Annotated in this window: 28 protein-coding genes; 14 read left to right on the forward strand and 14 right to left on the reverse strand. The window is 72.2% G+C overall.

Annotated features, from left to right (window positions below):
• Window positions 1–72: 72 nt before the first annotated feature.
• A complete protein-coding gene (locus J2X26_RS16085; protein WP_307493712.1) occupies window positions 73–861 on the forward strand; it encodes a hypothetical protein in 789 nt (262 codons plus the stop codon).
• Window positions 862–863: 2 nt separating this feature from the next.
• On the opposite strand, the gene glgA is transcribed toward J2X26_RS16085, so the two are convergent.
• Window positions 864–2,090, reverse strand: a complete 1,227-nt coding sequence (glgA, locus tag J2X26_RS16090; RefSeq protein ID WP_307493763.1) for a glycogen synthase — start codon at window positions 2,088–2,090, stop codon at window positions 864–866.
• Window positions 2,091–2,203: 113 nt separating this feature from the next.
• On the opposite strand from glgA, the gene glgC reads away from it, so the two are divergent.
• The 3 genes from glgC to J2X26_RS16105 are packed head-to-tail and all read left to right on the forward strand — an operon-like array spanning window position 2,204 to window position 5,217.
• Complete coding sequence (gene glgC / locus J2X26_RS16095; protein ID WP_307493713.1) at window positions 2,204–3,445, forward strand: glucose-1-phosphate adenylyltransferase; 1,242 nt, start codon at window positions 2,204–2,206, stop codon at window positions 3,443–3,445.
• Window positions 3,446–3,490: 45 nt separating this feature from the next.
• Window positions 3,491–4,135 (forward strand): phosphoserine phosphatase SerB, encoded by a 645-nt coding sequence (gene serB / locus J2X26_RS16100; protein ID WP_307493714.1) that lies wholly within the window; start codon window positions 3,491–3,493, stop codon window positions 4,133–4,135.
• Window positions 4,132–5,217 carry a DUF4037 domain-containing protein gene (locus J2X26_RS16105; RefSeq protein ID WP_307493715.1) on the forward strand — a complete coding sequence of 362 codons (1,086 nt, stop codon included), beginning with the start codon at window positions 4,132–4,134 and terminating at the stop codon, window positions 5,215–5,217. The genes serB and J2X26_RS16105 overlap by 4 nt, the downstream gene beginning before the upstream one ends.
• 1 nt (window position 5,218) lies before the next feature.
• On the opposite strand, the gene J2X26_RS16110 is transcribed toward J2X26_RS16105, so the two are convergent.
• The 3 genes from J2X26_RS16110 to fabG are packed head-to-tail and all read right to left on the reverse strand — an operon-like array spanning window position 5,219 to window position 7,324.
• The gene (locus J2X26_RS16110) at window positions 5,219–5,737 is read right to left on the reverse strand and encodes a SixA phosphatase family protein (RefSeq protein ID WP_307493716.1); all 519 of its coding nucleotides are present in this window, start codon (window positions 5,735–5,737) and stop codon (window positions 5,219–5,221) included.
• Window positions 5,738–5,783: 46 nt separating this feature from the next.
• Window positions 5,784–6,554 carry an enoyl-ACP reductase FabI gene (gene fabI, locus J2X26_RS16115; protein ID WP_307493717.1) on the reverse strand — a complete coding sequence of 257 codons (771 nt, stop codon included), beginning with the start codon at window positions 6,552–6,554 and terminating at the stop codon, window positions 5,784–5,786.
• Between the two features lie 38 nt (window positions 6,555–6,592).
• Window positions 6,593–7,324 (reverse strand): 3-oxoacyl-ACP reductase FabG, encoded by a 732-nt coding sequence (gene fabG / locus J2X26_RS16120; protein WP_307493718.1) that lies wholly within the window; start codon window positions 7,322–7,324, stop codon window positions 6,593–6,595.
• A gap of 133 nt (window positions 7,325–7,457) precedes the next feature.
• Here fabG and J2X26_RS16125 point away from each other — a divergent pair, with 133 nt between their 5' ends.
• Genes J2X26_RS16125 through J2X26_RS16135 form a run of 3 tightly spaced genes read left to right on the forward strand, consistent with a single transcriptional unit; the run spans window position 7,458 to window position 9,024 of the window.
• The gene (locus J2X26_RS16125) at window positions 7,458–7,829 is read left to right on the forward strand and encodes a DUF3099 domain-containing protein (protein WP_307493719.1); all 372 of its coding nucleotides are present in this window, start codon (window positions 7,458–7,460) and stop codon (window positions 7,827–7,829) included.
• Entirely contained in the window at window positions 7,826–8,068 is a 243-nt protein-coding gene (locus tag J2X26_RS16130; RefSeq protein ID WP_307493720.1) for a hypothetical protein, read from the forward strand. Before J2X26_RS16125 ends, J2X26_RS16130 begins: the two co-directional genes overlap by 4 nt.
• Entirely contained in the window at window positions 8,065–9,024 is a 960-nt protein-coding gene (locus tag J2X26_RS16135; RefSeq protein WP_307493721.1) for an SURF1 family cytochrome oxidase biogenesis protein, read from the forward strand. Before J2X26_RS16130 ends, J2X26_RS16135 begins: the two co-directional genes overlap by 4 nt.
• Here J2X26_RS16135 and abc-f read toward each other — a convergent pair.
• Window positions 9,021–10,619, reverse strand: a complete 1,599-nt coding sequence (abc-f, locus tag J2X26_RS16140) for a ribosomal protection-like ABC-F family protein (RefSeq protein ID WP_307493722.1) — start codon at window positions 10,617–10,619, stop codon at window positions 9,021–9,023. The two genes, J2X26_RS16135 and abc-f, sit on opposite strands and share 4 nt — an antisense overlap.
• 159 nt (window positions 10,620–10,778) lie before the next feature.
• Between abc-f and J2X26_RS16145 the strand changes: the two genes are divergently transcribed.
• From J2X26_RS16145 to ypfJ, 4 genes are read left to right on the forward strand one after another with little or no spacing between them, the layout of a single operon-like run.
• Complete coding sequence (locus J2X26_RS16145) at window positions 10,779–11,480, forward strand: biotin transporter BioY (RefSeq protein ID WP_307493723.1); 702 nt, start codon at window positions 10,779–10,781, stop codon at window positions 11,478–11,480.
• 5 nt (window positions 11,481–11,485) lie between these two features.
• Entirely contained in the window at window positions 11,486–12,199 is a 714-nt protein-coding gene (locus J2X26_RS16150; protein WP_307493724.1) for an energy-coupling factor ABC transporter ATP-binding protein, read from the forward strand.
• Window positions 12,196–12,828, forward strand: coding sequence for an energy-coupling factor transporter transmembrane component T family protein (locus J2X26_RS16155; RefSeq protein WP_307493725.1), 633 nt, complete (start codon window positions 12,196–12,198; stop codon window positions 12,826–12,828). The genes J2X26_RS16150 and J2X26_RS16155 overlap by 4 nt, the downstream gene beginning before the upstream one ends.
• Before the next feature lie 43 nt (window positions 12,829–12,871).
• Entirely contained in the window at window positions 12,872–13,738 is an 867-nt protein-coding gene (gene ypfJ / locus J2X26_RS16160; protein ID WP_307493726.1) for a KPN_02809 family neutral zinc metallopeptidase, read from the forward strand.
• A 132-nt stretch (window positions 13,739–13,870) separates the two neighbouring features.
• Here the strand turns inward: ypfJ and J2X26_RS16165 are convergent, their stop codons facing one another.
• From J2X26_RS16165 to J2X26_RS16205, 9 genes are all read right to left on the reverse strand, one after another.
• Window positions 13,871–14,086 (reverse strand): hypothetical protein, encoded by a 216-nt coding sequence (locus J2X26_RS16165; protein ID WP_307493727.1) that lies wholly within the window; start codon window positions 14,084–14,086, stop codon window positions 13,871–13,873.
• A gap of 181 nt (window positions 14,087–14,267) precedes the next feature.
• Complete coding sequence (locus J2X26_RS16170; protein WP_055915430.1) at window positions 14,268–14,597, reverse strand: metal-sulfur cluster assembly factor; 330 nt, start codon at window positions 14,595–14,597, stop codon at window positions 14,268–14,270.
• Entirely contained in the window at window positions 14,594–15,085 is a 492-nt protein-coding gene (sufU, locus tag J2X26_RS16175) for a Fe-S cluster assembly sulfur transfer protein SufU (RefSeq protein WP_056594469.1), read from the reverse strand. The genes J2X26_RS16170 and sufU overlap by 4 nt, the downstream gene beginning before the upstream one ends.
• Window positions 15,082–16,392: a cysteine desulfurase gene (locus tag J2X26_RS16180; RefSeq protein ID WP_307493728.1), complete on the reverse strand. Its 1,311-nt coding sequence runs from the start codon at window positions 16,390–16,392 to the stop codon at window positions 15,082–15,084. Before J2X26_RS16180 ends, sufU begins: the two co-directional genes overlap by 4 nt.
• Before the next feature lie 17 nt (window positions 16,393–16,409).
• Complete coding sequence (sufC, locus tag J2X26_RS16185; RefSeq protein ID WP_307493729.1) at window positions 16,410–17,174, reverse strand: Fe-S cluster assembly ATPase SufC; 765 nt, start codon at window positions 17,172–17,174, stop codon at window positions 16,410–16,412.
• A gap of 20 nt (window positions 17,175–17,194) precedes the next feature.
• Window positions 17,195–17,527 carry a non-heme iron oxygenase ferredoxin subunit gene (locus J2X26_RS16190; RefSeq protein ID WP_055915438.1) on the reverse strand — a complete coding sequence of 111 codons (333 nt, stop codon included), beginning with the start codon at window positions 17,525–17,527 and terminating at the stop codon, window positions 17,195–17,197.
• Window positions 17,524–18,822 carry a Fe-S cluster assembly protein SufD gene (gene sufD, locus J2X26_RS16195; RefSeq protein ID WP_307493730.1) on the reverse strand — a complete coding sequence of 433 codons (1,299 nt, stop codon included), beginning with the start codon at window positions 18,820–18,822 and terminating at the stop codon, window positions 17,524–17,526. Before sufD ends, J2X26_RS16190 begins: the two co-directional genes overlap by 4 nt.
• On the reverse strand, window positions 18,822–20,273 hold the full coding sequence (gene sufB / locus J2X26_RS16200; RefSeq protein ID WP_307493731.1) for a Fe-S cluster assembly protein SufB: 1,452 nt from the start codon (window positions 20,271–20,273) through the stop codon (window positions 18,822–18,824). Before sufB ends, sufD begins: the two co-directional genes overlap by 1 nt.
• Window positions 20,270–21,043: a helix-turn-helix transcriptional regulator gene (locus tag J2X26_RS16205; RefSeq protein ID WP_307493732.1), complete on the reverse strand. Its 774-nt coding sequence runs from the start codon at window positions 21,041–21,043 to the stop codon at window positions 20,270–20,272. The genes sufB and J2X26_RS16205 overlap by 4 nt, the downstream gene beginning before the upstream one ends.
• 180 nt (window positions 21,044–21,223) lie before the next feature.
• Between J2X26_RS16205 and J2X26_RS16210 the strand changes: the two genes are divergently transcribed.
• From J2X26_RS16210 to J2X26_RS16220, 3 genes are all read left to right on the forward strand, one after another.
• Window positions 21,224–22,138, forward strand: coding sequence for an ABC transporter ATP-binding protein (locus tag J2X26_RS16210; protein WP_307493733.1), 915 nt, complete (start codon window positions 21,224–21,226; stop codon window positions 22,136–22,138).
• Complete coding sequence (locus tag J2X26_RS16215; RefSeq protein WP_307493734.1) at window positions 22,135–22,884, forward strand: ABC transporter permease; 750 nt, start codon at window positions 22,135–22,137, stop codon at window positions 22,882–22,884. Before J2X26_RS16210 ends, J2X26_RS16215 begins: the two co-directional genes overlap by 4 nt.
• Before the next feature lie 66 nt (window positions 22,885–22,950).
• Window positions 22,951–23,880, forward strand: coding sequence for a COX15/CtaA family protein (locus tag J2X26_RS16220; protein ID WP_307493735.1), 930 nt, complete (start codon window positions 22,951–22,953; stop codon window positions 23,878–23,880).
• Window positions 23,881–23,888 lie beyond the last annotated feature (8 nt).

Consider the following 23,888-nt stretch of genomic DNA (forward strand, 5'->3'; position numbering starts at 1 on the left):
TGACCCTAACCGTCGATCCCGAGGTGGGCGGGCCGGTCGCCGGTGGGCTGGGTCACGTCCTACCGTGGTCCGGTGGACCTGACCCTGGAGCTGCCGCGCTCGGTGCTCCTCGCCCTCTGGCTGGCGGACGACAGCACCGACCGTTCGGTGCTGGTCGGTGCCGTGCAGTCCGACGACGAGCCGCACTCGGTGCAGCGCCGGCCGGCCGCGGACGAGCCACTGCGCGACGACGTGTCGGACGAGCCGCTGAGCACCCTGCTCGACGCGTGCGACGGGTCCCCCCGGGACGTCGCGACGGTCCTGCCCGTCCCGGGCGACCCGGGGGCGACACCCGCGTCGGTCAGCTCGGCCGCCACCGACGCCGGCGAGGCCGTCCTGGTGCGGACGCCGCAGGCGTGCCTCGTCGCGGTGCCCGTGGTGCAGCGGTTCGGGTCCGCGCTCGAGCCGGGGCACCTGGTGACCTGGGAGCTGTCGGACGTCCCCGACTGGCGGCACGCCGTGCACGCCCAGACCGGGACGCTGCAGGACGCCGAGCGGGAGCTGCGCCACGGGCTGCTCCAGGCGACCGAGGCGCTCGTGAAACTCGACGTGGCCCGGTGGCGGCCCGACGCGGCCGAGACCGTCGCCGCGCTGCGCGACCTCGAGCTGCCCGCGTGGCGCCTGCCGGACGGGCTCGACGGTCGGCGCGTGCGCGTGCTGGCCAGCGCCGCCCGCCTGCGGGCCATCGTCGCGCTGGCCACCCAGGACGACGGCGCGGCGGTCAACCTGTGGCAGGCCGACCAGCGGTCCACCGCGCTGCGCGAGGTCGACCGGATGGCCCGCCGCGCGATGGCCGCGGCGGCGTCGCGACTGACCGCCTGACGTCAGGCCAGCGCGGCCCGGTACACCTCGATCGTCCGCTCGGCGATCGCCTCCCACGTGAAGTGGTCCTCGACCCGCCGACGGGACGCCAGACCCCACTGCGCGGTCCGGGCGGTGTTCCCGACGACGTCGGTGAGCGCGTCGGCCAGGTCGCGCACGAACCCCTCGGGGTCCACCGGGGTGCCGGTGCCGTCCTGCAGCTGGTCGATGGGGACGAGCCGACCGGTGACGCCGTCGTCGATGACCTCCGGGATGCCGCCGGTGGCGGTCCCCACGACGGGCAGCCCGACCGCCATGGCCTCGAGGTTGACGATGCCCAGCGGCTCGTAGACCGACGGGCACGCGAAGACCGTGCCGTGCATGAGGACCGCGATGAGCTCGTCGCGCGGCAGCATCTGCTCGATCCAGACCACGCCGGACCGCTTGGTGCGCAGCTGCTCGACCAGCCCGGTGACCTCCGCCATGATCTGCGGCGTGTCCGGCGCCCCCGCGCAGAGCACCACCTGGACGTCGGGCGGCAGCAGCTCGACCGCGCGCAGGAAGTAGGGCAGACCCTTCTGCCGGGTGATGCGGCCGACGAACACGACGCTCGGGCGCGACGGGTCGATGCCGAGCCGGCGCACGGTGGCACCTGCGGCGGCCACGGCCTCGTCGCTGGTCGGACGCTGCCACTGGTCGAGGTCGATGCCGTTGTGCACCACCTTGACCAGCGCCGGGTCGACCTTCGGGTAGGCCCGCAGGATGTCCTCGCGCATCCCCCCGCTCACCGCGATGACCGCGGCCGCCCCCTCGTACGCGGTCTTCTCGGCCCAGCTGGACAGCGCGTAGCCGCCGCCCAGCTGCTCGGCCTTCCACGGGCGCAACGGCTCGAGGCTGTGGGCGCTGACCACGTGCGGGAGCCCGTGCAGCAGACCCGCCAGGTGGCCGCCCAGGTTCGCGTACCAGGTGTGCGAGTGCACGAGGTCGGACGCGATGCCGTCGGCACCGACCGCGCCGACCGCGTCGGCCATCTCGAGGTCGATCCCGAACGTCTGCAGCGCGGCGTTCGCCCCGGCGAGCTCGGTGGGCACCGAGTAGCCGTGCACTCCCGGGGTGTCGCGCGGTCCGTCGAAACAGTGCACCCGCACGTCGAGGGTGCGTTCGAGCACGCGGGTCAGCCCCGCGACGTGAACGCCCGCTCCGCCGTAGACGTGCGGCGGGTACTCCCTGGTCAGCAGGTCGACACGCACTTCAACCATCCCCTCGCCGACCGGCACGGACGACCGGTTCTCCCGCCGACACGCTAGCGCCTGAGCGGCTGCACGCCTCGCTGGGACCGCGTCGGGGGCCTAGGGTCGTGCCCATGGCAGCGCCGCGCGTCCTCGCTATCGTCCTCGCAGGTGGGGAGGGCAAACGTCTGATGCCCCTCACCGCCGACCGTGCCAAGCCGGCGGTGCCCTTCGGGGGGCTGTACCGGCTGATCGACTTCGCCCTGTCGAACGTCATCAACTCGCGGTACCTGCACGTCATCGTGCTGACCCAGTACAAGTCGCACAGCCTCGATCGGCACGTGTCCAAGACATGGCGCATGTCGCCGCTCCTGGGCAACTACGTGGCGGCCGTCCCGGCGCAGCAGCGCGTGGGCAAGCACTGGTACCTGGGCAGCGCCGACGCCATCTACCAGTGCCTGAACATCATCGAGGACGAGCGCCCCGACATCGTGGTCGTGGTCGGCGCCGACCACGTGTACCGCATGGACTTCTCCCAGATGGTCGACGCGCACATCGCCTCCGGTGCCGAGTTCACGGTCGCCGCGATCCGTCAGCCGATCGAGGAGGCCGACCAGTTCGGCGTCATCGAGGTCGACCCCACGGACCCCACCCGCATCAAGGCGTTCCTCGAGAAGCCGACCGACCCGGTGGGCCTGGCCGACTCCCCCGGCGAGATCCTCGCCTCGATGGGCAACTACGTGGCGAACGCGGACGCCCTCGTCGCCGCCGTGACCGCCGACGCCGAGAACGTGGGCTCGCGCCACGACATGGGCGGCGACATCGCCCCGTACTTCGTGGAGCGCGGCACCGCGGGCGTCTACGACTTCCTGCGCAACGACGTGCCCGGCTCCACCCCGCGCGACCGCGACTACTGGCGCGACGTCGGGACGATCGACGCGTTCTACGAGGCGAACATCGACCTGATCTCCATCGAGCCGGTGTTCAACCTCTACAACGACGAGTGGCCGCTCTACAGCGGGTACACGAGCCTCGCCCCCGCCAAGTTCATCCACGCCGGCGCCGGCAGGCTCGGCCACGCCGTGGACTCGGTCGTCTCGCCAGGCGTCCTGGTCTCCGGCGCGACGGTGTCCGGGTCCGTCCTCTCGCCGGGCGTCCGGCTGCACTCGTGGGCGCAGGTCACCGACTCGGTGCTCTTCGACGACGTGCACATCGGCCGGTACGCACAGGTCCACCGGGCGATCATCGACAAGAACGTCGTCGTCCCGGAACGCGTCCGGATCGGCCTCGACCACGACCACGACCGCGCCCGCGGGTTCACCGTCACGGAGTCCGGCATCACCGTCGTCCCGAAGGGGACCGTCATCGCGGAGTGAGCGGCCGTGACGCGCGTCTCGCGTGCGGCACTACCCTCACGTCCCGTGAGCACCTACGAGCCCCACCTCGTCGTCATGGACGTCGACTCGACGTTCATCACCGGTGAGGTCGTCGAGCTGCTCGCGGCGCACGCCGGCTCCGAGGTGCTCGTCACCGAGATCACGGAACGGGCGATGCGCGGCGAGATCGACTTCGCGGCGTCCTTGCACGAGCGCGTCGCGACGCTCGCCGGCCTGCCCGAGTCGGTGCTCGCCGAGGTGCTGGCTGCCGTGGAGCCGTCGCCGGGAGCCCGGGAGCTGATCGACGAGCTGGACGCCCGAGGATGGCCCGTCGGGCTGGTCTCCGGCGGGTTCATCGAGATCGTCCGCCCCTTGGCCGCGTCCTTCGGCATCACCCTGACCCGCGCGAACGCGCTCGAGGTCGTCGACGGCCACCTCACCGGCAAGGTCAGCGGCCCGGTGATCGACCGGGCCGCCAAGGCCGCGGTCCTGCGCGAGTACGCCGAGTCGGTCGGGATCCCGATGGAGCGCACGATCGCCATCGGGGACGGCGCCAACGACATCGACATGGTCGTGGCGGCCGGGTTCGGGATCGCCTTCAACGCCAAGCCGCTGCTGTGCGAGGCCGCGGACGCCGTCGTGCGCGACCGGCTCGACGGCGTCCTCGAGCTGCCGGTCTTCTTGCCGTGACCGCGTTCGTGCCCGGCCTCGAGCTGGCGCGGACGCTCTACGACGAGGTCCGCCCGGTCCTGGCGGAGCGCGGGCTCGCGCACACCGCCGCGCTGGTCGGTCCCGGCTCGGACGTGCTGGGTCTCGACGACGCGACGTCGACCGACCACGACTGGGGACCGCGGCTGCAGGTGCTGCTGTCCCCCGCGGACCACGAGGCCCATGCCGCCGACCTCCACGACGAGCTGCGCCACCGGCTGCCCACCGAGCTCAGCGGCTGGACCACCCGGGCCGCTGCCCTGGCGCCGGACGGTACCCGCGGTCTCGGTGACGCTGCCGGCACCGGTCCCGTGGAGCACCGGGTCCAGATCCTCACGCTCGACGTGCTGCTCGGCCGGCTCCTCGGCCCGGTGGACCCGCGCGGCCCGATGACAGCGGCCGACTGGCTCGTCGTCCCGCAGCAGCGCCTGCTGTCCCTCACCGCCGGCGCCGTCTTCCACGACGACCTCGGCCTCGCGGCGGTGCGGGAGCGGCTGCGCTACTACCCGCACGACGTCTGGCTGTACCAGCAGGCCGCGGCATGGACGGCGATCGGTCAGGACGAGCACCTGGCGCCGCGGGCGGGGACGGCCGGCGACGACCTCGGGTCCCGACTCGTCACCGCGCGCGTGTGCCGCACCGCCGTGCAGCTCGCGTTCCTGCAGGAGCGCCGTTACGCGCCCTACGACAAGTGGCTCGGGACCGCTCTGGCCCGGCTCGGGTCGACCGCCCCTCTCCGGTCCGCACTGGCTGCCACGCTCGCCGCGCCGGAGTGGGCGGAGCGGCAGCGCAGGCTCGGAGACGCGCTCGTCGAGCTGGTCCGCCGGCACAACGCCCTCGCGCTGACCTCGCCGGTGCCCGAGAGCACCGCCGCGTTCCACGGCCGCCCGTTCGAGGTGATCGACGGTGCGGCGATCGCCCGTCGGCTCACGGAGACCGTCACCGACCCGGAGGTCCGCGGCCTCGTCGAGCGACCGCTCGTCGGCGGGATCGACCTGGTCACGGCCAGCACCGACCTCGCGGGCGACGTCGACCGGACCGAGGCCCTGCGCCGCCTCTACTGACTCAGCCCGGGACCGCGAGCCGGCGCAGAGCGGCCGTCCCGGCGGCGAGCGCGTCCCAGGCGCCGACCTCCAGCAGCGACCAGCTGGCGGTCGGCACGCCGACCCGGACGCGCTCGACAGTCGCCGGGTCGGAGTCCGGTCCCGCCAGCAGGACGGCCGCCTGCGACATCGTCGGCTCGTGACCCACGACGAGCACCGTCCGCACGTCCCCGGGGACTGCCCGCACCACCTCGACCAGGGTGCTCGACCCCGCGTAGTACAGGTCGTCGAGGTACTGGACGTCGGGGTCGGCCCCGAGCGACGAGCGGACGAGCTCCCACGTCTGCCGGGTCCGCACGCTGCTCGAGCAGAGCACGAGGTCGGGCACGAGGTCGTCGGCCGCGACGGCCTTGCCCACCTTGGCGGACTGCTTGCGGCCGACGAGCGACAGCGGGCGCTGGATGTCGGGGATCGACTCCGGGTGCTCGGCCTTGGCATGGCGCAGGAGGAGGAGTCGCCGGGGGCCGGTCTCGGACGTCACCGGCTCAGCGTCCCACTACCCGAAGCTCCGTGCCCGGGTGAGAACCTCACAGACCCATCGCGTGGTAGCCACCGTCGACGTGCACGATCTCGCCGGTGGTCGCCGGGAACCAGTCGGACAGCAGGGCCGCGACCGCGCGGGCCGTCGGCTCCGGGTCGAGCGCGTCCCAGCCGAGCGGGGCACGCTCGGGCCAGCCGCCCTCCATGGCCTCGAAGCCGGGGATCGACTTGGCGGCCGTGGTGCGGATCGGGCCGGCGGAGACCAGGTTCACGCGGATGCCGTGCGGGCCGAGGTCGCGGGCCAGGTAGCGCGACGTCGACTCGAAGGCGGCCTTGGCGACACCCATCCAGTCGTAGACGGGCCACGCGTAGCGCGCGTCGAACGTGAGGCCGACGATCGCGCCGCCCGAGCTGAGCAGCGGCTGCGTGGCGACCGCGAGCGACTTCAGCGAGTACGCACTGACCTCCAGCGCGGTCGCGACGTCGCCCCACTCCCCCGCCAAGAAGTTACCGCCCATGACGGACTGCGGTGCGAAGCCGATGGAGTGCACGACGCCGTCGAGCGAGTCGAAGCCCGCCTCGCGCACCCGGTCCGCGAGCGCCGCGAGGTCGTCGGCGTCGGTGACGTCGAGCTGCAGGACCGTCGCCTCCTTCGGGAGGCGACGCGAGATCGCCTGCGTCAGCCGGAACTGCCGGCCGAACGAGGTGAGGAGCACCTCGGCGCCCTCCTGCTGTGCCAGCCGCGCCACGTGGAAGGCGATCGAGCCGTCCGTGAGGACACCGGTGACCAGGAGCTTCTTGCCGTCGAGCAGACCCATGAGTGTTCCGTTCTGTGTGTCGCCGTACGAAGAGAGTGTCAGTGACCCATGCCGAGGCCGCCGTCGACGGGGATGACCGCGCCGGAGATGTAGCCCGCCGCGTCCGACGCGACGAACTCGACGACGCCGGCCACCTCGTCGGGCAGGGCGAACCGGCCGAGCGGGATGGACTCGCGATACGCCTTCTGCTTGTCCTCGGGCAGCGCGCGCGTCATGTCGGTGTCGATGAACCCGGGTGCGACGACGTTCGCGGTGATCGCGCGTCCGCCCAGCTCGCGGGTGATCGAGCGGGCCATGCCGACGAGCGCCGACTTGGACGCCGCGTAGTTGACCTGGCCGGCCGACCCGTACAGGCCGACCACCGAGGAGATGAAGATGATGCGTCCGCGGCGCAGGCGGATCATGCCCTTGCTGGCGCGGCGGGCGCAGCGGAAGGCGCCGGTGAGGTTGACGTCGAGGACCTCGGAGAACTCCTCGTCGGTCATCCGCATGAGCAGCTGGTCGCGCGTGACGCCGGCGTTGGCGACGAGCACCTCGACGGGGCCGTGCGCGGCCTCGATCTGCGCGAACGCCGCGTCGACGCTCGCCGTGTCGCGCACGTCGCCGACCACGCCGAGCACGCCGGCCGGCAGGTCGCCGGCGCGGTAGATCGTCGCGACCTTGTCGCCGTTGGCCACGAACCGCTCGGCGATGGCCCGGCCGATGCCGCGGTTGGCACCCGTCACGAGGACGCTGCGTGGGCTGACTGTGTTGTCGGAAGTCTCAGGCACGGGACACGACGTTATCCGACGTCTCCCGTGCGTCGCGGCAGGGTCCGCGCCCATGTTCGTCGCGCCGCGTTGTGGGAGTCGGACAACACCGGCCCTCAGCGCCACCACAGCCGAGCCGGACTAGAATCACGTGGTGAGCAGCACCCGTCGGCGTCCGGACCTTCCCTCGGAGGAGGTCCACAGCATCACCAACGCACCCGAGCCGCTCGCCGACGACCTGGCTCGGAGGCAGAAGCGCTACCTGGTGCAGATGGGCATCCGCATCATCTGCTTCGCCGGTGCGGTGCTGTCCTGGGGCCGGATCCCGATGTGGGCGTCGCTGCTGCTCCTCATCGCGGCGGTCGTCCTGCCGTACTCCGCGGTGCTGTTCGCGAACGCCGGCCGCGAGCGCCGCGACACGGACGGGACGTTCATGACGGCGCGCGAGATCGGTCCGGGCACCGGCGCTCCCCGCGGGCTGTCCTCGTCCGACAGCCCGACCGACGAGCCGGACGGTCGCACGTGAGCCTGTTCGGCCCCGTCCCCGATGCCGTCGACGAGCTCGTCTGCAGCAGCCGCGGCTGCCGGGCCGAAGCCACGTACGGCCTGCTCTGGAACAACCCGAAGCTGCACACCCCGGACCGGCGCAAGGTCTGGCTGGCGTGCGACGAGCACCGTGAGCACCTGAGCCAGTTCCTCGACGTGCGCGGGTTCCTGCAGAGCCTGGTCCCCGCGGCGGATCTCGAGTCCGCGCCCCGGTCATGAGCCCCGCGGCCCGCCGCGCGACAGGATTGGTCCTCGTCGGCGTCGTCCTGGCGGTCGTCTGCACGTTCCTCGGCTTCTGGCAGTGGGGTCGGCACGTGTGGCGCGACGGCGCGATCGCCGTCGTGGAGACCAACTGGTCGGCCGACCCGGTGCCGCTCGACACGGTCCTGCCCTCCCCGGACGCACCGCTCACCGATGACGACCTGTGGCAGCGCGTGACCGTCGTCGGGCACTACGAGACCGACGGCACCGTCCTCCTGCGCAACCGGCCCGTCAACGGCACGCCGGCGTACCACGTGCTGGTGCCGTTCGTCGTCGAGGACGCGTCCGCCGGAACCGCCGCGGACCCGACGCAGGTGGGCTCCGTGCTCGTCGTCGACCGGGGCTGGGTCCCGCCGGGGTCGGACGGCAGCGTCGACGTCACCCCGCCGGCCGCGCCCGAGGGCACGATCACGCTCACCGCGCGGCTGCGCCACGACGAGCCGGCATCGAACCGCAACGCCCCCGCGGGACAGGTCCAGGCGATCTCCGCCGAGCAGGTCCTGGCGGCCGGCGGCGTCGAGGGCGACACCTATGAGGCGTACGTCGCGATGACCGCGGAGGACCCGTCGGTCGACCCGGTTCCCGGGACACTCGCCGCGCCGAGCACGGACCCAGGGTCGCACCTGTCGTACGCGTTCCAGTGGTGGACGTTCGCGCTCGGCGGCCTCGTCGCGTTCAGCCTCGGCGCTCGCCGCGAGCTGCAGGACGCGCGTGCCGAGCCGGACGTCGAGGCACCCGAGCCCGAGCCCACGCCGCTGACGGCAGGCGGCGTCGAGCTCTGGCCCACCCGGGACGCCCCGCGGCCCCGCCGTGCCGCGACGGCACCCGACGTGCCGAGACGCCGCGGAGGGCGCGACGAGGACGCGGAGGACGCCCTCATCGACGCCCAGCTGGGCGAGCAGGACGGCCGCTAGGCCAGCGCGATGAGGTCCAGGTACGCCGGGCTCCACAGATCCTCGTCGCCGTCGGGCAGCAGCAGCACCCGCTCCGGGTCGAGCGCCGCCACGGCGCCCTCGTCGTGCGACACGAGGACCACCGCGCCGGCATAGCCGCGCAGCGCCGCGAGGATCTCCTCGCGCGACGCCGGGTCCAGGTTGTTCGTCGGCTCGTCGAGCAGCAGGACGTTGGCGCTGGACACGACGAGCGACGCGAGCGCGAGGCGGGTCTTCTCGCCGCCGGACAGCACGCGCGCGGGCTTGTCGGCGTCGTCCCCCGAGAACAGGAACGACCCCAGGACGGACCGCACCTGGGTCTCGGTCAGGTCGGGAGCCGACGACTTCAGGTTCTCGACGACCGTCCGCTCCAGGTCGAGCGTCTCGTGCTCCTGCGCGTAGTACCCGAGCTTGAGACCGTGCCCCGGGCGGACCTCGCCCGTGTCGGACTTCTCGACGCCGCCCAGGATGCGCAGCAGGGTGGTCTTGCCGGCGCCGTTGAGGCCGAGCACCACGACCTTGCTCCCCCGGTCGATCGCCAGGTCGACGTCCGTGAAGACCTCCTGCGAGCCGTAGGTCTTGGACAGCCCGGAGGCGGTCAGCGGGGTCTTGCCGCAGGCGGCGGGCTCGGGGAACCGCAGGCGCGCGACCTTGTCGGACGCACGGACGTCCTCGAGCCCGGACAGCAGACGCTCGGCGCGACGCGCCATGTTCTGCGCGGCGACGGTCTTGGTGGCCTTGGCGCGCATCTTGTCGGCCTGCGCCATCAGGGCGGAGGCCTTCTTCTCGGCGTTCGCCCGTTCGCGGCGCCGGCGCTTCTCGTCGGTCTCGCGCTGCTGCAGGTACGCGTCCCAGCCGAGGGCGTACTGGTCGAGCTGCGAGCGGTTGGCGTCCAGGTGGAAGACCTTGTTCACGACCGCACGCAACAGGTCGGCGTCGTGCGAGATCACGATCAGCCCGCCCGAGTACGTCTTCAGGTAGTCGCGCAGCCACATGATCGAGTCGGCGTCGAGGTGGTTGGTCGGCTCGTCGAGCAGCAGCGTCTCGACGCCGGAGAACAGGATGCGGGCGAGCTCGACGCGACGGCGCTGACCGCCCGAGAGGGTCCCGATGGTCTGGGCGAGGACGCGCTCGTCGAGGCCGAGGTTCGACGCGATGCGGTGCGCCTCGCTCTCGGCGGCGTACCCACCGGCTGCGTTGAACCGCGAGTCGAGCCGGGAGTAGCGGTCCATCGCCTTCTCCCGGACGGCGTCGTCCTCGCTGGCCATCGCCGTCTCGGTGGCGCGCATGGCACGCACGACCTCGTCGAGGCCGCGGGCCGACAGCACCCGGTCCATGGCGAGCTGCTCCAGGTCACCCGTGCGGGGGTCCTGCGGCAGGTAGCCGACGTCGCCCGAGCGGATGATCTGACCGCCCGTGGGCTGCGTCTCCCCCGCCAGGGTCTTGGTGAGGGTGGTCTTGCCGGCGCCGTTGCGACCGACCAGACCGATCCGGTCGCCGCCCGCGATGCGGAACGACGACTCCTCGAGCAGCACGCGTGCGCCGATGCGCAGCTCGACAGCCTGGGCAGTGATCACTTGACGGTTTCCTCCGAGTTCGCCGCGCTGGCATTGGCCGCGGGCACAAACGCCAGCAAGTCTACTTCCGGCTAGCGTGGCGTCCGGTCGCAGGGTCCGACGTTGCACCCCCGAACCAGCGGGATCGCCCGCGCCAGCCACGACGATCAAGGGGTAGCCATGACCAGCGCACCTGACAACGAGACCGCCGCAGCACCCGCCGTCGCACTTCCCGCACCCATCGCCCGCTCGTCGGTCGCCACCGACGTCGCACTCGTGTCGACGTTCGCCTCGTTCATCGCGGTGTGCGCGATCCTGCCCGGCATCCCGACGCCGTCGGGCGTGCCGATCACCCTGCAGACGTTCGCCGTGATCCTGGCGGGCCTCGTCCTCGGCTGGCGCCGCGGCGGGCTGGCCGCACTGCTCTACGTGGTCCTCGGTCTGGCCGGGCTGCCCATCTTCTCCGGCGGCGTCGGCGGGGTGGCCGTGCTCGCCGGGCCGTCCGTCGGCTACCTCCTCGCGTTCCCGTTCGCCGCCGCGCTCGCCGGGGTCCTCGCCGGGTGGGCGCTGCGCGTCGCCGAGCGGCTGCGGTCGTCGTCCCTCGCCGACCGGCTCGCGGCGCGCTTCGGAGACGGCGTCGGGCGCGCGCCGTCGGCCTGGCGGTACCCGCTGCTGGTCGTGGCCGGTCTGGGCGCCAGCTTCCTGACGATCCACCCGGCCGGCATCGTCGGGCTCATGGTGCGTCTCGGCATCACCCTGCCCGAGGCCTTCGCCATCGACGTCGTGTACTGGACGGGCGACGTGCTGAAGAACCTCGCCGCTGCCGCCGTCGCCGTCGCCATCTTCAAGGCGTTCCCCGACATGCTGCGCTCGCGTCGCTGACCTCGATGATCGCGCTCGACGACGTCCTCGTCACGGCCTACAGCCCGGACCCGGCCGGCGGCGCGGACCGCGTCGTCCGGCTGCTCGGGCCGGTGACCCTCGAGCTCGTCGAGCACCGGGTCGCGATCGTCGGCGCCAACGGGTCGGGCAAGTCGACGCTCGCCCGGCTCCTCAACGGTCTCGTCCTGCCGTCGTCCGGCACCGTCCGCGTGGACGGTCTGGACACCGCGCGGGACGGGGCCGCAGTACGCCGGAAGGTCGGGTTCATGTTCACCGACCCCGACGCCCAGCTGGTCATGCCGACGCCCGTCGAGGACGTCGCGCTGTCCCTGCGCCGCCTGCCGCTGACACCGGCGGAGCGGGACGTCGCCGCACGCGCCGCGCTCGCCCGGTTCGGCCTGGCCGACCGCGCGGAGGTCCCCGTGCACGCCCTGTCGGGTGGCCAGCGGCAGCTGCTCGCGCTGGCGTCGGTGCTGGCCACCGAGCCGGCGATCCTCGTGTGCGACGAGCCGACGACGCTCCTCGACCTGCGGTGGCGAGGCGTGGTCGACGCGCTCCTGGCGGACCTGGAGCAGCAGGTCGTCGTCGTGACGCACGACCTCGACGCCGCCCTGCAGGCCGACCGCGTCCTCGTCGTCGACGACGGCTCCGTGGTGTTCGACGGTGACCCCGCCCAGGCGGTCGCCCACTACCGCGCACTGATGCAGGTCGGCGCGTGAGCGGGCCCATCCGGCCACCGTGGGCCGGCCCGCTCGGTCTGTACCACCCCGGCACGACCGTCATCCACCGCGCACCTGCGGGCCTCAAGCTCGCATTCCTGGCCGTGTTCGCGGTCGCCGTCGTCGCCGTCCGCGGCCCGGTCTCCGCGCTCGTGTTCCTCGGCGTCGCCCTGCTGGCCCAGCTCGTGGCCCGCATCCCGTGGCACCGCACCACCCGCGGCCTGGTCCCCGCCCTGGTCACCGCCGCCCTGATCGGCGCCTACCAGTGGTGGGCACGCGGCTGGGCGACCGCCGTCGAGGTCTCCGTCGACCTCGTCGCCCTCGTCCTGCTCGGCGCCGTCGTCACGGCCACCACGCGCGCAGACACCCTGCTCGATGCCCTCGCCCGGCTGGCCCGCCCGCTGCGGCACGTCGGCCTGTCCCCCGATGTCGTCGCGCTGTCGGTCGGCCTGTTCCTGCGCACCATCCCGGTGCTCGCGCGGATGTCGCTGGAGACCCGCGACGCCGCCCGCGCCCGCGGGCTCGACCGTGAGCCGCGCGCGATCCTCGTGCCCGCCGCCGTGCGGATGGTCGCCCACGCACGTGCCACCGGCGACGCCCTCGCGGCCCGGGGACTGGGCGAAAACTGACGTTCGACGCGCGCGCTCGCCGTCGCGCGGCTACGGTTCCCCGGTGACATTCCAGGAGGGTGGCAGCTTCGGCGGTGGTCGCGTCCGCAAGGGCGGCGGCGGCAAGGTCGCGGTCGGCGGAGGTGCCGTCGGGCTCCTCGTCCTCGCCATCTACCTGTTCACCGGCGTCGACCTCTCCGGTAGCACCGGCGCGGTCCAGGATCCCGGGCCCCAGTCGACCGAGTTCGTCGAGGAGTGCTCCGCGGAACAGGCGAACACCGACCGCAACTGCCTCTACAGCGCGACCCTCGACTCGCTCGACACGGTGTGGAGCACCACCCTCGCCGCCGCGGGCGGTCAGTTCAGCCAGCCGGATGCCGTGACGTTCACGGACGCCGTGGCCACCGGCTGCGGCAACGCGTCGAGCTCGACAGGGCCGTTCTACTGCCCGCCCGACGCCACGATCTACGTCGACGTCTCGTTCTTCGACCAGCTCGCCCAGCTCGGCGCCGAGGACGGCCCCCTGGCCGAGCAGTACGTCATCGCCCACGAGTACGGGCACCACATCCAGAACATCACCGGCGTCATGGACCAGGCGAACCGGCAGGGCACGGGTGCCGACTCCGACTCGGTGCGGGTCGAGCTGCAAGCCGACTGCTACGCGGGGATGTGGGCCGGCACGGCCGCGAGCACCGTGGACCCGGATACGGGGGTGACCTACCTCGAGCCGATCACTCAGGCGCAGCTGCAGAACGCGCTCGCCGCAGCTGCAGCCGTCGGCGACGACAACATCCAGGAGCAGTCCGGCGGCGGGGTGAACCCCGACTCGTGGACGCACGGCTCCAGCGAGCAGCGCGAGCGCTGGTTCACCACGGGCTACGAGCAGGGCACCCTCGAGGCCTGCGACACGTTCGCCACCGACCAGCTCTGAGGCGCGCGGCGTTGCTCGGCGCCCCGGTCCGGGGCCCCGTTGCTACGCCCCGGACCTCCGTGCGACCGAGCCTCGGCGGCTCGGATGCGAGACCCGAGCCGCCGCCTGTGTTGCTCAGGAGGGACGAGCTGGCTAGCAGAACGTCTTGGCGGTGGCGTTCTTCATGCTGCCGCCACCGACGGCCTGAACAAGCTGCCCCACGTTGTCGAACCCGGCCACGCCGCCGGCGTTGACGGTCTTGTGCACCTGGCCGAAGCAGGCAGCCTCGGCGGGCGCTGCGGAGGCGCTGGCTGCGGAGCCGAGCAGGGCGAGAGCTGCGATGGCCCCCACGGCGAGAATGCGCTTCATCGGACATCCCTTCTGTTGGTGGGTGCTTGATCACCCGTCCAGACCTCTTCTGCACGAGCGAGGCGTTGGGATGCAGACCGGCCAGGCTTCCTGGCCAGACAGACGGACTGCCCGACGTCCGTGCGGCAACGCCGAAGGTCCCGGTCAGCGTGCTGACCGGGACCTTCGGTTGTTGGCTGACTCAGATGTTGAAGCCGAGGGCCCGCATCTGCTCGCGGCCGTCGGGCGTGATCTTCTCCGGGCCCCACGGCGGCATCCAGACCCAGTTGATGCGGAAGCCGTCGACGATGCCGTCGAGGGCCGACGCCGACTGGTCCTCGATGACGTCGGTCAGCGGGCAGGCCGCGGACGTCAGCGTCATGTCGATGATCGCGGTGTTCGTCTGGTCGATGACCACGCCGTAGATCAGGCCGAGGTCGACGACGTTGATGCCGAGCTCGGGGTCGATGACGTCGCGGAGGGCTTCCTCGACGTCGGCCACCGTGGTCGGTGCGGGTGTGTCCGTGCTCATGAGCTCTCCCGTGCGCCGGTCTTGATGAGTGCGTCGGTCAGCGCCGCCCAGCCGAGCAGGGCGCACTTGATCCGCGCGGGGTACTTGGCGACGCCGGTGAAGGCGGTCGCGTCGCCGAGGGTCTCCTCGGCGTCGTCGTCGAGGCCTGCACCGCGCGTCTGCATGAGCGCGCGGAACGTGCCGCCGATCTGGTCCACGGTGGCGAGGTCGTTACCGACCACCAGGTCGTGCAGGACCGAGACGGAGGCCTGCGAGATGCTGCAGCCCTGCCCGTCCCAGCGCACGTCGCGGATGATGACACCGCCCTCGGCTGTGCTGTCGACGTCCACCTGCAGGGTCACCTCGTCGCCGCACGTCGGGTTCACCTGGTGCGACTCGCCCGTGTGCAGGTGCAGGTCGCCGGCCGCGCCGAGTCCCTTGCCGTGCGGGAACTTGGCGTGGTCGAGGATGACCTGCTGGTACAGCTGCTCCATCGATCCCGTGCTCATGACACCTCCAGACCGAAGAACGCCCGGACCCCCGTCAGTGCTTCCCGGAAGACCTCGATCTCCTCGTCGGTCGTGTAGACGGCCGCGCTCGCGCGCGTGGTCGACGCGACGCCGAACCGCCGGTGCAGCGGCTGCGCGCAGTGGTGACCCACCCGCACGGCCACGCCGGCGTCGTCGAGCACCTGGCCCACGTCGTGCGCGTGCACGCCGTCGACGACGAACGAGACGGTCGCCAGGCGGTCGCGGGTGTCGGTCGGGCCGATCACCCGCACCCCCGGCACCGACGCGACCGCGTCGAGCAGCAGCCCGGCGAGGTGCGCCTCGTGCGCGGCGACCGCGTCCATGCCCAGCTCGTGCAGGTACGACGCGGCAGCGCCCATCCCGACGGCCTGCGACACCATCTGCGTGCCCGCCTCGAACCGCTGCGGCGGCGGCGCGTACGTCGTCGACTCCATGGTGACGACCTCGACCATCGACCCGCCGGTGGTCACCGGCGGCATGGCCTCGAGCAGCTCGCGCCGCCCGTACAGCGCACCGACGCCCGTGGGGCCGAGCATCTTGTGCCCCGAGAACGCCGCGAAGTCGACGCCGAGGGCCGTCAGGTCCACCGGCAGGTGCGGGACCGACTGGCAGGCGTCCAGCACCGTCAGAGCACCCACTGCGCGGGCCCGCTCGACGAACGCCGCGACGGGCGTGATCGCGCCGGTGACGTTCGACGCGTGCGTGAACGCGAGCACCTTGGTGCGGTCGGTGACGACCGTGTCGAGCTCGTCGACGCGGATGCGCCCGTCGTCGTCCACACCGAGCCACCGCAGGGTGGCACCCGTGCGGATCGCGAGCTCCTGCCACGGCACGAGGTTCGCGTGGTGCTCCGCCTCGGTCACAACGATCTCGTCGCCGGGTCCGAGGGCGAGCTGTCGCGCGGCTGCTCCCCCACGACCCAGCGACGCGTTCGACATCGCGTACGCGACCAGGTTGATCCCCGCCGTCGCGTTCGACGTCCAGACCAGCGACCCCGGCGACACCCCGACGAACGAGGCGACCCGGTCCCGCGCGTCCTCGAACGCCTCGGTGGCCTCCTCGGCGAGCTGGTGCGCCCCCCGGTGCACGGCAGCGTTGCGCTGCGCGTAGAAGTCCTGCTCGGCGTCGAGGACGACCTCGGGCTTCTGCGAGGTGGCCCCCGAGTCCAGGTACACCAGCGGCCGCCCGCCGCGCAGGGTCCGTGCGAGCAGCGGGAAGTCCGCGCGCACGGCCGCGAGCTCGGTCGCGTCGAGCGTCCGGGCTGCGTCGTCGAGGATGCTGGTCATCGTGGCCTCGGTGGTCCTCAGAGAACCGGAGTGCTCGTGAGGAAGCGGTCGTAGCCCTCGTTCTCGAGGCGGTCGGCCAGCTCGGGCCCGCCCTCCTCGGCGATCTTGCCGTCGACGAAGACGTGCACGAAGTCCGGCGTGATGTAGCGCAGGATGCGCGTGTAGTGCGTGATGAGCAGGACGCCCACGTCGCCGCCGGCCTTGACGCGGTTGACGCCCTCGGACACGACGCGCAGGGCGTCGACGTCCAGGCCGGAGTCGGTCTCGTCGAGGATCGCGAAGCGCGGCTTGAGGAGCTCCATCTGGAGGATCTCGTGGCGCTTCTTCTCGCCGCCGGAGAAGCCCTCGTTGACCGAGCGCTCGGCGAACGTCGGGTCCATGCGCAGGTTGTCCATGGCGGTGCGGACGTCCTTGACCCACGAGCGCAGCGGCGGCGCGGAGCCGTCGATCGCCGTCTTGGCGGTGCGCAGGAAGTTCGACACGCTGACGCCGGGGACCTCGACCGGGTACTGCATGGCGAGGAACAGGCCCGCACGGGCGCGCTCGTCGACGGTCAGGGCGAGGACGTCCTGGCCGTCGAGCGTCACGCTGCCCGAGGTGATCTGGTACTTCGGGTGGCCGGCCAGCGAGTACGCCAGCGTCGACTTGCCGGAGCCGTTCGGGCCCATGATGGCGTGGGTCTCGCCGCTGGCGACGGTCAGGTCGACGCCGCGCAGGATGGGCTTGGCGCCCTCCTTCGTCTCGACGCTGACGTGCAGGTCGCGGATCTCCAGGGTGGACATGCTGTTCCTTCCAGACTTCTTCAGAGCGGGGCGTCGACGTCGACCAGCACGCGCTGGCCGTCGACGGTCACGGGGTAGACGGGGACGGGCTGGACGGCGGGCGGCCCGGTGGGCTTGCCGGTGCGCAGGTCGAACCGCGAGCCGTGGAGCCAGCACTCGATCGTGCAGTCCTCCACCTCGCCGTCCGACAGCGAGACGGCGCCGTGCGAGCAGATGTCACTGATGGCGTGCAGCTCACCGGCGGAGTCGCGCACCAGCGCGACCTCGACGGTGCCGTGCTCGGCCTCCAGCTCGACGCGGAACGTGCCCTCGACGGGCACGTCCTCGTCGTAGCAGGCCAGCTGTGCGCTCATGCGCGCTCCGTCGTGAGAGACACCTCGGAACCCTCGACGTGACCGTCGGACAGGGAGTCCAGCACGCTCATCGACTTCTCGAGCTCGCGCTCGATCGCACCGATGAGGCGCTCCTCGATCGCGGGCACGCCGATCTCGTGGATGAGCTCGGCGAAGAAGCCGCGCACCACGAGCCGACGCGCGTCGGACTCCGGGATGCCGCGGGCGCGCAGGTAGAAGAGCTGCTCGTCGTCGAACCGGCCGGTCGCGCTCGCGTGGCCGGCGCCCTCGATGAGACCGGTCTCGATCTCCAGGTTCGGCACCGAGTCGGCGCGGGCGCCGTCGGACAGGACCAGGTTGCGGTTGAGCTCGTACGTGTCGGTGCCCTCGGCGGCGGCCCGGATGAGCACGTCACCGACCCACACCGTGTGCGCGCCCTCGCCCTGCAGGGCGCCCTTGTAGGCGACGCGCGAGATGCAGTTGGGCACCGCGTGGTCGACGAAGAGGCGCTGCTCCTGGTGCTGGCCCGCGTCGGCGAAGTAGAGGCCGAGCATCTTGACGCTCGCGCCCTCGCCGACGAACTCGGCGTCGGGCGTGATCCGCACGACGTCGCCGCCGAGCGTCACCGCGATGTGCTTGACGGTCGCGTCGCGGCCGATGCGCAGGCGGTGCGAGGAGGCGTGCACGGAGCCCTCGGCCCAGTCGTGCACCGTGACGACCGTCAGGTGCGCACCCTCGTCGGCGACGATCTCGACCGTCTCGGTGAGTGCGGCGTGGCCGATGTGGTCGATGACGACGACGGCCTGCGACAGCGCCTCGGCGTGCACCAGCAGGTGCGTCGCGCTCGGCTCGAGCGCCGCCTCGTGCGTGCCGGCTCCCTCGACGCCCTCGATGCGGATGGACGTCACCTCGGAGGCGACGGCCTCCTTCGGGATCGTGACGATCGTGGCCCGCGGGAACGAGGCCCACGCGACGGCCGCGGTCCGGTCACCGGGCTCGCCGGCCTTACCGAGCCGCGCGTCGTCGCGCTCGACGATCTCGACCTGCACCTCGGGCGCCTCGACGACCGTCGTCAGGACGCCGTGGCCGTCCAGGACGCCGTCGGTGCCCGCGGCGAACAGCGGCGCGAGCCGGGCGACCGGCGCGAAGCGCCACTCCTCCTCGCGACCGTGCGGCACCGGGAAGTCGGCGACGTCGAAGGACGTGGGGCGGGACGCGCGGGAGGCCTCGGGCAGAGGTCCGACCCCGTGCGAGTGGCTCCTGTCGGCGGTTGCCTTGCTGTGGTCCGTCGACAGGGAGTCTGTGGTGGTCGTCATCAGCCGACGGCCCCTTCCATCTGCAGCTCGATGAGGCGGTTCAGCTCGAGGGCGTACTCCATGGGCAGCTCGCGCGCGATGGGCTCGACGAACCCGCGCACGATCATCGCCATGGCCTCGGTCTCGGCCATGCCTCGGGACATCAGGTAGAACAGCTGGTCCTCGCTCACGCGCGACACGGTCGCCTCGTGGCCCATCGACACGTCGTCCTCACGGACGTCCACGTACGGGTAGGTGTCGGAGCGGGAGATCTGGTCGACCAGGAGGGCGTCGCAGAGCACGTTCGACGCGGAGTGGTGGGCGCCCTCGAGCACCTGCACCAGACCGCGGTAGGACGTGCGGCCACCGCCGCGCGCGACCGACTTGGAGACGATCGAGCTGGAGGTGTGCGGCGCGGCGTGCACCATCTTGGCGCCGGCGTCCTGGTGCTGGCCCGCACCGGCGAACGCGATGGACAGCGTCTCGCCGCGCGCGTGCTCGCCGAGCAGGTAGATGGCCGGGTACTTCATGGTCACCTTGGAGCCGATGTTGCCGTCGACCCACTCCATGGTCGCGCCCTCGGCCGCGGTCGCCCGCTTGGTGACGAGGTTGTACACGTTGTTCGACCAGTTCTGGATGGTCGTGTACCGGACGCGCGCGTTCTTCTTGACGATGATCTCGACCACCGCGGAGTGCAGCGAGTCGCTCGAGTACACCGGAGCGGTACAACCCTCGACGTAGTGCACGTACGAGCCCTCGTCGGCGATGATCAGCGTCCGCTCGAACTGGCCCATGTTCTCGGTGTTGATCCGGAAGTAGGCCTGCAGCGGGATCTCGACGTGCACGCCCGGCGGGACGTAGACGAACGAGCCGCCCGACCAGACGGCCGTGTTGAGCGACGCGAACTTGTTGTCCCCGGGCGGGATGACCGAGCCGAAGTACTGCTCGAAGATCTCCGGGTGCTCACGCAGCGCAGTGTCGGTGTCGAGGAAGATGACGCCCTGCTCCTCGAGCGACTCCTGGATCTGGTGGTAGACGACCTCGGACTCGTACTGCGCGGCGACGCCGGCGACGAGACGCTGCTTCTCGGCCTCCGGGATGCCCAGACGGTCGTACGTGCTCTTGATGTCCTCGGGCAGGTCCTCCCAGCTGGTGGCCTGCTTCTCCGTGGAGCGCACGAAGTACTTGATGTTGTCGAAGTCGATGCCCGACAGGTCCGAGCCCCACCAGGGCATGGGCTTCTTGTCGAACAGGCGCAGCGACTTCAGGCGCGTCTTGAGCATCCACTCGGGCTCGTTCTTGAGCGCGGAGATCTCCCGGACCTTGGCCTCGGACAAGCCACGAGTGGCAACCGCGCCCGCGGTGTCGGCGTCGTGCCAGCCGTAGTTGTAGTTCCCGATGGAGGCGATGGCCTCGTCCTGGGTCATCTGCGGCGCTGTTGCGGCCGCAGTGCTGTCGGTCTGTGCACTCATGCTGAATGTCCTTCCACGGAGAGCACGGGGTGGTGGGCAGGGGCGTGGGGGGTGGAGCTGGTCGTCGGGGTGGTCAGCGGGATGCTCGTGGTGCAGACGTGGCCGCCTCCGGCCAGCGTCGCGAGGCGCTGCACGTGCACGCCGAGGAGCCGCGAGAACGCCCGCGCCTCGGCCTCGCACAGCGCGGGGAACTCGTGCGCGACGTCCTGCACCGGGCAGTGGCCCTGGCAGAGCTGCATCGCCATGCCACCGGGGACCGGCCGCGCGGACGCGGCGTACCCGTCGGCGGTGAGCCCGTCGGCCAGGACGCGCACGCGCGCGGCGACGTCGTCCCCGGCGGCGGCGACGGCCTCGGCGTGCCGCTCCTCCAGGTCGCGCACGCGCTGCTCCGCGAAGCCCTGCACGGCCTGCGGCCCGGCGGTCTCGGCGAGGAAGCGCAGCGCCTGGCTGGCCAGCTCGGAGTAGCGGTGGGACAGGGCGGCCTGGCCGCGGCTGCTCACGACGTACCGGCGGGCGGGACGTCCACGACCCTTCGGGCCGCTGGGCCCGGCGGGAGCGTCGTGCACGGTGATCTGGTCGGTGGCCTCGAGGACCCCGAGGTGCCGACGGATCCCGGCGGGCGCGAGGTCGAGCTGCGCGGCGAGCTCGGCGGCGGAGACCGGGCCGGCGGTCGCGACGATCTGCAGCACGCGCTGGCGGGTCCCCGCGTCGGAGTCCGGCGTGGAGGTGTCCGACAGGGTGCGGTCGATCGCAGGCAGCGTCGCGTTCATGCACACCTCCGTCGGGTCAGGTCCGGTCTCAGCGGCCGCGCAGCATCCGTGCGAGAACTAGGGCCGCGATATTGGCAACATCCTTGTTGCCAATATCCATCCCTGCAAGCAAGGAGACCCTTCGCTCGGGTCGCGTCCGTCACACGGCACGGTCGCCAGGGCGCCCTAGACTTCCCTCTCGTGCCCGACTCCCCCGCGCTCGAGATCTCCGGGCTCGTCAAGCGCTACGGCGGCCGTGCCGTCGTCGACGGGCTCGACCTCGTCGCCCACCACGGCCAGGTGACCGCGGTCCTCGGACCCAACGGCGCGGGCAAGACGACGACGGTCGAGTGCTGCGAGGGCCTGCGGGAGCCCGACGGCGGCAGCGTGCGCGTGCTGGGCCTCGACCCGGTGACCCAGCCCCGCGACCTCCGGCCGCGCGTGGGCGTCATGCTGCAGGACGGCGGCCTGCCGACGGGCGTCCGGGCGCACGAGATGCTCGCGCACGTCTCCCGGATGTACGCCGACCCGCGGGACCTGGGCGAGCTCACCGAGCGCCTCGGTCTCGGGTCGTTCGCGCGCACCACCGTCCGGCGGCTGTCCGGGGGCCAGCGACAGCGGCTCGCGCTCGCTGCGGCGATCGTCGGCCGGCCCGAGGTCGTGTTCCTCGACGAGCCCAGCGCCGGGATGGACCCGCAGACCCGGCACGCGGTCTGGGACCTGGTGCGCGAGCTGCGCGACGAGGGCGTCGCCGTCGTGCTCACCACCCACCTGATGGACGAGGCGGAGGACCTCGCCGACCAGGTCGTCGTCGTCGACCACGGCCGCGTCATCGCCCACGGCTCGGTGCCGTCGCTCGTGTCCTCGGCCGAGGACCGGACCCTGCGGCTCGAGACCGCCCCCGGGCTCGACCTGCACGCCGCGCTCGGCGCGGGCTTCGTCGTCACCGAGCCGCGCGACGGGTCCTACACCGTCACCGGCGCCGTCGACCCCGACGCGGTCGCCGCCGTCACCGCCTGGCTCGCCACGCAGGGCGCGCTGGCGACGCAGCTGACCGTCGGGCGCCGCACCCTCGAGGACGTGTTCCTCGACCTGACCGGAAGGAACCTGCGATGAGCGCGCCCGCCTCCACCCGCCGCCGCGTCCTCGCCCAGACCTCCTTCGAGGCCCGCGCCATCCTGCGCAACGGCGAGCAGCTGCTGGTCACGATCATCGTGCCCGTGCTGGTGCTCGTCGGGCTGACGCGGGTGACCGGGATCGAGCTCGACACCGGCGGCGCCAGCCGGATCGACTTCCTGACCCCCGGCATCCTCGCCCTGGCGGTGATGACCACGTCGTTCACGTCGCAGGCCATCGCCTCGTCGTTCGACCGTCGCAACGGCGTCCTGCGACTGCTCTCGACGACGCCGCTGGGCCGCGGCGGGCTGCTCGCGGGCAAGGTGCTCGGCGTCCTCGTCGTGGAGGTCGTCCAGGTCGTCGTCATCGGAATGACCGCGCTGCTGCTCGGCTGGCACCCCGACCTCGCCGGGATCGCGCTCGCCATGGTCGCGATCGTGCTCGGGACCGCCGCCTTCACCTCCCTCGCCCTGCTCGTCGCTGGGACCCTGCGCGCGGAGGCGGTCCTCGCCGTCGCGAACCTGCTGCTGCTCGTGCTCGCGGTCGCCGGCGGCGTCATCATCCCGGCCAGCCAGCTCCCCGGCCCGATGGCCCACATCGCCCTGCTGCTGCCGTCCGGAGCGCTCGGCGAGGCCATGCGCGAGACCCTGATGCACGGCGTCCTGCCCGGGTGGTCGGTCGTGGTCCTCGTCGGCTGGACCGCCGCGCTCGGGTGGGGCGCGAGCCGCCTGTTCCGCTGGCACTGACCGGTGTGACGAGCCTCCCGCGTGGACCGGTCAGGGGCCGACCGGCCGGACCGTAGGCTGGTCGTCGTGAGCTCGTCCCCCGCCCTCGAGACCGACGCGTCGACCCTGGACCGGTTCCGCGACCGGTGGACCTGGACCGCAGTCGTCGCCAACCTCGTCGGCCAGGTCCTCATCATCGTCACCGGCGGCGCCGTGCGGCTCACCGGCTCCGGCCTGGGGTGCTCGACGTGGCCCGAGTGCGAGCCGGGCGAGTTCACGCCGCGGTTCCACGACGCGACGTCGATCCACCCGTTCATCGAGTTCGGCAACCGCACCGTCAGCGGGCTGCTCGTGGCCGTCGCGACGGTCGTCGCCGTGCTGGTGGTCCTCGACCGTCGCCGCCCCTGGTCGTACCGCCGGCTGGGCCTGGTCCCCGTGGTGGGCGTGCTGCTCCAGGCGGTCATCGGCGGCATCACGGTGCTCGTCGACCTGCACCCCGCGATCGTCGGCGGCCACCTGCTCATCTCGATGGCGCTGGTCGCGTTCTCCACGTGGTTGGTCGTGCGCACGAGCGAGGGCGACGGTCCGGCCGTGCCGCTGGTCGACCGGACCACCCGGCTCCTCGTCCGGGTGCTCACCGCGCTCACCGCCGTGGTCCTGGTGCTCGGTGTCGTCGTCACGGGCGCCGGACCGCACTCGGGGGACGACGAGGTGGGCTACCGGTTCGACGTCGACCCGTGGACCATGTCGAAGCTGCACGCCGCCTCGGTCTGGGCGTTCATCGTCGTGCTCGTCGTCGTGCTGGTCCTCCTGCACCGTCGCGGTGTCTCGGGCCGGCCCTGGACCACCGGGCTCGTGCTCCTGGCCGTCACGCTCGCGCAGGGCGCCATCGGCTACGTCCAGCTGTTCACCGGACTGCCGATCGGCCTGGTCAACCTGCACATGCTCGGCGCCGCCCTGCTGGCGACGGCAGTCACGTTCTTCGTCGGGAGCCTGCGCACGCGCGTCAGCCTGTAGCCCCTGCT

This window comes from Cellulomonas humilata, from assembly GCF_030814415.1.
Classification (GTDB): domain Bacteria; phylum Actinomycetota; class Actinomycetes; order Actinomycetales; family Cellulomonadaceae; genus Cellulomonas; species Cellulomonas humilata_A.